This is a genomic window from Streptomyces sp. TAA204 (genome assembly GCF_000424965.1).
In genome coordinates this window covers 1-8,280 of the sequence record NZ_AUKW01000030.1, presented here as the reverse complement: position 1 = coordinate 8,280, position 8,280 = coordinate 1, and the positions used below count along the sequence as shown (strand labels likewise).

Annotated in this window: 6 protein-coding genes; 3 read left to right on the top strand and 3 right to left on the bottom strand. The window is 70.7% G+C overall.

Annotated elements, in window-relative coordinates:
* Window positions 1-879: 879 nt before the first annotated feature.
* On the bottom strand, window positions 880-3,279 hold the full coding sequence (locus tag H343_RS32695) for a helix-turn-helix domain-containing protein (protein WP_051265975.1): 2,400 nt from the start codon (window positions 3,277-3,279) through the stop codon (window positions 880-882).
* A 639-nt stretch (window positions 3,280-3,918) separates the two neighbouring features.
* Between H343_RS32695 and H343_RS0124555 the strand changes: the two genes are divergently transcribed.
* Window positions 3,919-5,109, top strand: a complete 1,191-nt coding sequence (locus tag H343_RS0124555) for an FAD-dependent oxidoreductase (protein WP_028433281.1) — start codon at window positions 3,919-3,921, stop codon at window positions 5,107-5,109.
* Between the two features lie 10 nt (window positions 5,110-5,119).
* Window positions 5,120-6,058, top strand: coding sequence for a sigma-70 family RNA polymerase sigma factor (locus H343_RS0124550; protein WP_028433280.1), 939 nt, complete (start codon window positions 5,120-5,122; stop codon window positions 6,056-6,058).
* 436 nt (window positions 6,059-6,494) lie between these two features.
* Here H343_RS0124550 and H343_RS0124545 read toward each other — a convergent pair whose 3' ends face one another.
* Entirely contained in the window at window positions 6,495-7,166 is a 672-nt protein-coding gene (locus H343_RS0124545; RefSeq protein ID WP_028433279.1) for a nucleotidyl transferase AbiEii/AbiGii toxin family protein, read from the bottom strand.
* The gene (locus H343_RS0124540; RefSeq protein WP_028433278.1) at window positions 7,163-7,510 is read right to left on the bottom strand and encodes a hypothetical protein; all 348 of its coding nucleotides are present in this window, start codon (window positions 7,508-7,510) and stop codon (window positions 7,163-7,165) included. The genes H343_RS0124545 and H343_RS0124540 overlap by 4 nt, the downstream gene beginning before the upstream one ends.
* Before the next feature lie 549 nt (window positions 7,511-8,059).
* Here H343_RS0124540 and H343_RS0124535 point away from each other — a divergent pair.
* On the top strand, window positions 8,060-8,280 hold a 221-nt coding region (locus H343_RS0124535; protein WP_028433282.1), incomplete at its 3' end, for a leucine zipper domain-containing protein.

Here is an 8,280-nt window from a genome sequence, read left to right as displayed (position 1 = left end):
TTGGCGGGTCCGGGTGCGGGGCCGTTGTTCGCAGGCCCTGGCGCGGGGTCGTTGTTGGCGGGTCCGGGTGCGGGGCCGTTGTTCGCAGGCCCTGGTGCCGGGTCGTTGTTGACGGGTCCGGGCGCCGGGTCGTGGTTCGCAGGCCCGGGTGCCGGAGGGGCGTGGTCTGCGGGTCCCGGGGGTGGTGCCGGTGCGTTGTTGGCGGGTCCGGGCGCGGGGCCGTTGTTCGCAGGCCCTGGCGCGGGGTCGTTGCTGACGGGCCCGGGCGCCGGAGGGGCATGGTCCGCGGGTCCGGGTGGGCCGGCAGGTCCCGGTGCCGGAGGGGCATGGTCCGCGGGTCCGGGCGGGCCGGCGGGTCCGGGTGGCGGAGGACCGTGGTCCGCGGGTCCGGGTGGGCCGGCGGGTCCGGGTGCGGGGGGACCGGGATCCGCAGGCCCCGGACCGTTGTTGGCCGGACCGTTGTCGGCGGGCCCCTGAGCCGGACCCGGGGCGCCACCGGGGTTCCCCGGGCCACCCGGAGCGGGCCCCGACCGGACGTCCCCCTGGGCACTCGCATGCGAACCCGGGGCACCGGGGCCTGAGTCCGGGGCACTCGCGCTTGAGTCGGGTCCCGCTCCGGGTCCCGCTCCGGGCCCGGTGTCGTCCGCGGCTGCCGTTCCGGCGGCCACGAAACTCGCGACGACGGCACCCGCTACGACGAATCCACTGCGCAGAGCGCCAGATCCCGGCAATCGACGATTCAATGACACTGCTAGACGACGGTTTCGTGCTGTCATCCGTTTTCCCTTCTCGTCGAACGTTGGGGTGACGGGTGACCACAAGCTAGTGACGGACGAACAAGCATGCCCGCGGTTGTGCAGCACGCTGGAAATTCTGGAATCAGCTGTCGGCCAGCAGGCCGTCGACCCGGTCCGCGTCCGGGAGGTTGAGCTGCCGGTATACGGCCGCCGAACGCAGCCACCGCTTGGCGGCGAGGTCGGCTTGGCCCGCGGCGAGCAGGGTGTGCCCGATCCCTTCGAGTGCCTTGGCTTCCTCGTAGCGGTCGCCGATCGTCCTGGCGTCCTCGAGCGCGGCCTCGTGATCGGTGCGTGCTCGCTCGACGGCGCCCAGGGCGAGGTGCGCCGCGCCACGGTAGTTGAACAGTTCGATCGCGACGCCGCGGGCACCGATCTCGTCGGCGAGAGCCAGTGCCTCTTCGTAACGGACGATCGCCGTGCGGGGTTGTCCGGCGAGGTGGCGGACCTCGCCGAGGTTGCCCAGGGCTCGCGCCGCACCGCCGAGGTCGCCGAGTGAACGGAAGATGGTGCATGCCCGCCGGCAGTAGCGCGTCGCCTGGAGGTGGTCGCCCAGGCGGGTGTGCGCGACGCCGAGGTTGTTGAAGAGGATCGCCTTTCCCTGCAGGGTGCCGAGTTCGTCGGCGAGCGTGAGCCCCTGCTCGTAGTGGTCCATCGCCTCGCGGAGCCGGCCGAGCCGCTCGTACAGGTTGCCGAGGTTGTTCAGCGCCGCGGCCTCGCCGTACCGGTCGCCGCACTCCCGGCAGACGGCGAGCGCACGCCGGTGCGACCGCCGGGCGTCCTCGTGGCGGCCCAGGCGCAGGTAGGCGACGCCGAGGCTGCGCAGCGCTTCACCTTCCGCTGTCGGGTCACCGGCCTGCTTGCTCGCCTCGATGGCGTGCCCCAGGACGGTGAGCGCGTCGCTGTGCCGTCCCCCCTGGTCCAGATGCCGCCGCAGAACGGCCGTGAGCCGGGCGGTGAGTTCGGGCCGGCCGCGCCGGGCGGTGTCGGCGACGACCGCGAGCAGACTGTCCCACTCCGCGTCCAGCCACGCCCGGGCGGGGCCGAGGTGCTCCGCGGCGGACTCGGCCACCTGATGCGGGGTCGGCTCGTCCGGGTGCAGTACGTCCATGGCCCACGTCGCGCGTTCGACGAAGTGGCCGGCGAGCCTGCCGACGGCGGACTCCCGCACCTCGGCGGGCAGTTCGCTCGCGCAGTCCGCGGCGTACTGGCGGACGAGGTCGTGCATGCCGAACCTGCCCGCACTCGACCGCTGGACCAGGTGCGCCCGGACGAGCCGGTCGACCCGCCGGCCCGCAGCACGGGTGCCGGTGCCGAGCAGCGCCGCGATCCCGGCGGTGTCGAGTTCGCGGACGGGATGCGAACCGAGCAGCGCGAAGTCCGTCGCAGCCTGAGCGGGAAGGCGCCGCAGCGACCAGGAGAACACCGCGGCGATGGCCGTGGTCTCGTCGCCGACGTCCAGCAGGTCGAGACCTTGGCCGGACAACTCGGCCACCAGCTTGTTCAGCGGCTGCGCCTGTTGACGGATCGCCTGCGCGGCCACCACCCGCAGCGCGAGCGGCAGCCCGTCGCACCGGTCGACGAGTTGCCTGGCCGCATCCTCGGCCTCGTCGACCTTGCTGCCGAGGTGCGCGCGCAGCAGCGCCATCGCCTCGGCCGGCGGCAGCGAGCGCAGGTCGATCCGGTGGGCGCCCGGATCGACCTGCAGCCCCGCCAGGTCCGCCCGGCTGGTGATCACTACGAAGCAGGTCGGGCTGCCGGGCAGTAGCAGCCGGGTCTGATCGGCGTCGAGGGCGTTGTCCAGCAGGATCAGCACCCGCCGGCCGGCGAGCAGACTGCGGAAGCGCGCGGCGCGCTCGTGCAGGTCGTCGGGGATTTCGCCGTCGCCGACGCCGAGGCTGCGCAGAAATCCGGCGAGCACGTCGGCCGGATCGCGCGGTTCGACCGGCGAGTAGCCGTGCAGGTCGCCGTACAGACAGCCGTCCGGGAGCGCGTCGGCCATACGGTGGCACCAGTGAACGGCCAGGGCCGTCTTGCCGACGCCGGCCGGACCGGACACAGACGCGATCCGCGGTGGGGCGCCGGGCCCGGCGTCGCCGGAAAGGACGGCATCCAGTTGGTCCAGCTCCGGTGCCCGTCCGGTGAAACCGACGGTGTCTGCCGGGAGTTCGCGGGGCTTCCGCCGCGCCTGATCCGTACTGCGGCGGCGGTGCAACGTGTCGCGGGCCGTCGAGAGCCGCCGGTGCTCACCGGGCGGCGCGCCGAGTTCACAGAGCAGATCGTCCAGCACGTCGCTCGGCGGCATGGTCGTGCCCGCCAGATAGGCGTAGAGGGTGCTCTGCGAGAGGTTCAGCCGTCTGGCGAGCGAGGCGACCTTGACCGGTCCGCCGGGACGTCGCCGCGCCAGCAGCTTCAGCGCGCGGCCGAACTCGGTGGCGGTGGTGATGGTTTCGGCGCCGTCGAGGGCAGGCGGCTCTCCGGGCATCTCACCCCCCGCTTTCCGGGCTTCTTCACGACTCGTGACCGGACGAGAACCGTACCCGATGCCTTACTCGCCGGAGCCGTGAACAAGGAGGCCCGCGGACGAGGCGGCCGCAGCGGGCCCGGGCCGAGGAACGGGTCCGCGCCGCCCGCACCACCGGCCTGCGCGACGTGCCCCTCTACGAGACCGTCGCGGAACCAGATCCGGCTGGGGATCGTGCAGTTGGCCCTGACCCGCGCCACTGAAGCCGGCTTCTGGTGCCCGGTGTCGACCGCGATTCCCTGTGCGTCCCGGCACGCATCCGGCAGGGGCCCGGGTTCATCTGGTGCACGGCCGCGTTACGGCCGAACTGCGTCGTTACGGCCGAACTGCGTCCCGGTGGAGCGCGCGGAGCTGCGCCACCTTGAGGTCAAAGTGCGGGTGACTGGATCCGCGCAGGAAGTCAGTGTCTCCCAGGTCGGGAACCTGGTCCGGTTGTTCCGCTGCAACCCGTGGTCGATGCCGCTCCCCGTTTCCCGACGGCTCCGAAGCTCGCACGGAGAGCCGTTGGCATCCAAAGTGACTCACGTCACATCCAGCTCCTGTCAGGAATCGCCGCGCTGTCCCGCTCAAGGGGCACGCGATTCAGACAGGAGCAACGCCATGAAGCACCGCATCGTCGTACTCGGCGCTGGATATGCCGGGGCTTTCGCCGCCGGAAACCTGGCCCGGCGGCTCTCTCCTGCCGACACCGAGATCACCGTCGTCAACGCCGTTCCCGATTTCGTTGAGCGGATGCGGCTCCATCAGCTCGCGATCGGCCGGGACCTCGCGTTCCGCAAGCTCGCCGACGTGTTCGCGGGCACCGGGGTGCAGCTGCGGCTGGCGCGCGTCACCGGCGTCGACCCCGAGCACAGGACCGTCACCGTGACCGGCGAGGACGGCGAGGGTGAACTCGCGTACGACACGCTTCTCTACACGCTCGGCAGCTCCGTAGCCCACCATGGCGTCCCCGGCGTGACCGACTACGCCTTCGATGTGGCCGGCCGGTCCTCGGCGCTGCGTCTGCGCGAGCGCCTGGCCGGCCTGGGCGAGGGCGGCACCGTGCTGGTCGTCGGCGAGGGGCTGACCGGTATCGAGACCGCCACCGAGTTCGCCGAGTCCCGGCCCGACCTCTCGGTCGCGCTCGCCGCCCGCGGCGAGCTGGGCGCCTGGCTCTCCCCGAAGGCCCGCCGTCACCTGCGCCATGCCTTCGACCGGCTCGGCATCACCGTCCACGAGCACACGGGCATCGAAGCCGTGGAGCCCGCACGGGCGATCGCCGCCGACGGTACGTCCATGCCGGCTGACGTGACCGTGTGGTCGGCCGGGTTCGCCGTGCATCCCATCGCGACCGCCGGCGGCCTGCATGTCGCCGAGACCGGCCAGATCGTCGTCGACCGCACCATGCGCTCGGTCTCGCACCCGGACGTCTACGCCGCCGGTGACTGCGCCTACGCGATCGGCGAGAACGGCCGGCCGCTGCCGATGTCCTGCGCCTCGGCCGGCCTCACCAACATGCAGGCGACCGCCGCGATCATCGCGCGCCTGACGGGCAGCGAGGTCCCGACCACCGGGCTGAAGTACCACGGCAACCACATGAGCCTCGGGCGGCGGGACGCGATCTTCCAGATGGTGGACGGGGACGCCCGGTCGAAGTCCTGGTTCCTGGGCGGCCGGACCGCCGCGCGCCTCAAGGCGGGAGTGCTCAAGGGGGCCGGGTGGGGCATCGCCCACCCGACCTTCGGCATGCCGAAGCGCAAGCGCCGCCTGGCCGCCGCGCCTGACCGGGCCGGTGCGAGTGCCGCTGCATAGCATGCTCCGCATGGACAGCGCAGCCGTCGATCGGTTCGAGGCCGGCCGGAGCCGGCTGGCCTCGCTCGCGTACCGCCTGCTCGGCTCGGCCGCCGACGCCGAGGACGCCGTGCAGGACGCGTTTCTGCGCTGGCAGGCCGCAGACCGCGAACGGATCGAGGTACCGGAAGCGTGGCTGACCAAGGTCGTCACCAACCTCTGCCTCGACCGGCTCCGCTCGGCTCAGGCGCGTCACGAGCGAGCGGCCGGTGCCTGGCTGCCCGAACCGCTCCTGCAGGGCGACCCGATGCTCGGCCCCGCCGACACCTTCGAGCAGCGCGAATCGGTGTCCTTGGCCGTGCTGACCCTCCTGGAGCGCCTCTCACCGGTCGAGCGGGCCGTCTACGTCCTGCGTGAGGCCTTCTCCTACAGCCACGCCGAGATCGCGGGGATCCTCGACATCACCGAGTCCGCGAGCCAGCAGCACGTCCACCGGGCCCGGACCCGAGTCGCCGCCGAGCACCCTCGCGGCAGCGAGGCCGACCCCGCATCCGCACGCCGGGTCGTCGAGGAGTTCCTCGCCGCCGCCAGGTCGGGGCGCACCGAACGGCTGGTGGCGCTGCTCACCGACGACGTGACGGCGGTCTCCGACGGCGCCGGACTGAGCAAGCGGCTGTTGCGGTACAAGACGCGAGAGCGGGTCGCCTCCTTCGTGCGGGCCGGCTTCAAGCCCACGCCTGCGAAGCGGCGACTGGCCGGCGGCTCGCCCGCACTCCACATCGCGCTGGTCAACGGCTCTCCGGCCGTCCTCGCCGTGGTCGACGACCGGGTCGTGGGCGCCGTGGTGTTCGAAGTCAGCGACGGAAAGGTCGCGTCCCTGCGCGGCATCGCCGCCGCGGACCGGCTCATGCGCCTCAACCAGGCCTGGCGGCAGCACGAACCCGACGCGCCGGTCATCACCGCATGGTGACCAGAGCCACCGAAACCAAGTGACCTGAGCCGGAGCGGCACTTCTCTACGGCTGACGTGACGTCTACGTGCGCGACCTGTCGCATGGTCCACGCTGCCATCGGCGAACTCCTCCGCGAGCTGACCATCGACCCCAGCCGCGACTACCAGCCAACCGGTTGCCCACCCCGGCCCACAACAACAATGACCCCGAACTCAACCGTGGGTTCGGAGCAATTCCGATGTCCTGAGACATCACATGGAGCGGGTGACGGGAATCGAACCCGCGCTCTGAGCTTGGGAATCATCGGGTGGTTGGCGAGCCACAAGGGTGTTGAGCCGCGTGCATGGCTCCTGGCGCACCACTGGAACAGGTTGCGTTGTGACCGGTGTTGACCGGGTGTCTCCGCCTGTTCTGGCACGCATCAGGCACAACGCGGCAGCTGGGGGCGAGCTGCTCAGTCCACTTCGAGGTCTTCCGGATCGTGGAGCCGTACGGCGATGTCGTCGGCCCACGAAAGTGCCCACCGACGCAGTTCGTCGGTCTCGTCGTCGTCCAGGCCGTAGGCGGCGAATTCGCTGTCGTCGATCCAGTCCGCTCCCCCGAGCCGCGCTTGGAGTTCGGCGAGGTCGAAGCCATCCCGAGCATGACGTTGACCGAGCGCTTCGAGTTCCGTGCGGCTCCAACGATCTGCTGCAGCCCGCACGTCGATGAGGTCCCGTGCCAGCCCGCGGTCGGCCAAAGCGCGGACTTTGGTGCCGACGACGTCATCGAGGGAAAGAACCAACCCGAATTCGGTCGTCACTGGCGGGCGCCAGAAAGCCTCCTTGAGGATGTCCACCTCGCACTCTTCGCCGGACCTGGGGTCGGTAACGATCAGCCGGGCCGAGAGCGGGTCGGCTTCCAAGGCACGTACGCTCCAGCCGCGGCCTTCCAGTCCGGTACGTATGGAGGCTGCGATGTCCTCCATGCGGTCCGGGTTCTCGGTGGCGACGTCGAGGTCCTGGCTGAGTCGGTCGACCAGTCCGTGGGCCTGGACGGCGTAACCGCCTGTGACCGCGAGGGGATAGGCCTCGCCAACCGCGAGTACATCTGCCAGTAGCCGGCGATGGAGTTCCGTGAGATTCATGCAGCGGTCTGGGTGCTCGGCCTGAGTTCGGCGAAGGCGCTCTCCCAAACTTCACGGATGTCGCGGCTGATCAGGGTGCGAAGGACGGGCCACATGCTGATGAGCAGATCCCTGTTCAGATACCGGACCAGATCCTCACGCATGCCCTCGGCCAGGACGATCCGATAGCAGCTCATTCGCAGGCGGGGCTGGTCGAGATCGAACTCGGTGAGACCGGACCACGCCAGGTGGAGAGGCAGCCTGACACTGCCGTGCGCCGGACCGTTGAGCTGGAAGAGATCAGCGGGCCGACGCCGTGCGAACCGGTCGCGACGGAGCTCTGAGGCGCTGGTCGTGGATGCCATGTCTCTATCATCGCTCAGCGCCGGGCCGATTTTCGATCCTGCAGCGGATGCAGCCACGTGATGACTCAGGACAGGGTCGCTGCCGCTTGAAGGCGGCCACCGGCAGGAGTGGCAGCAGGCCTGTACAACAAACAAGCCCCAGGCCTCTGGCCTGGGCCTTCGTCTGGAGCGGGTGACGGGAATCGAACCCGCGCTCTGAGCTTGGGAATCACCGTGCAGATCAGGCTAGTTGCCTCCTGACCTGCAAAGAGGGGCCTTGTCTCGACGTCGAACGGCTCCTCCAATGGCCCCTGTTGACCGTGGCTTACCGCCTCTTCTGGTGCACATCTGGTGCGGCCTGCCTTGCCCCGGCTGGTGACTCGGCCTTGCCTATGTGGCCGGGAAGGTTTGCCGGGCGTCGCGAGCCGGTGAACCTTTCCGGCCCAGCACTAGGTGTTCTGTCCACGGAGGTTGGTGACGGTGATCACCGGTAGGTGATCTTGAAATGGGTGAGGGCCTTCTGGCTCGGTGTGGATTGCGACATCTGCACCGGCGACCAGAGAGGCCCTCATGCCGCACCGTAACGCACCCCTGACCGAGACCGGACGTGTGCGGCTGGCCCGCTGTGTGGTCGAGGACGGCTGGCCCTTGCGCCGGGCGGCCGAACGGTTCAACGTCTCGGTCACCACCGCCCAGCGGTGGGCGACCCGCTACCGGGCTGGCGGCGAGGCCGCCATGGTTGACCGCTCCTGCCGTCCCGGCCGCTGCCCGCGCCGGACTCCGACGCGCAT

Excerpts from the sequence above, each read along its gene's own strand:
- H343_RS32695 (WP_051265975.1), bottom strand. The coding sequence starts at position 3,279 with ATGCCCGGAGAGCCGCCTGCCCTCGACGGCGCCGAAACCATCACCACC.
- H343_RS0124540 (WP_028433278.1), bottom strand. The coding sequence starts at position 7,510 with ATGGCATCCACGACCAGCGCCTCAGAGCTCCGTCGCGACCGGTTCGCA.
- H343_RS0124545 (WP_028433279.1), bottom strand. The coding sequence starts at position 7,166 with ATGAATCTCACGGAACTCCATCGCCGGCTACTGGCAGATGTACTCGCG.
- H343_RS0124555 (WP_028433281.1), top strand. The coding sequence starts at position 3,919 with ATGAAGCACCGCATCGTCGTACTCGGCGCTGGATATGCCGGGGCTTTC.
- H343_RS0124550 (WP_028433280.1), top strand. The coding sequence starts at position 5,120 with ATGGACAGCGCAGCCGTCGATCGGTTCGAGGCCGGCCGGAGCCGGCTG.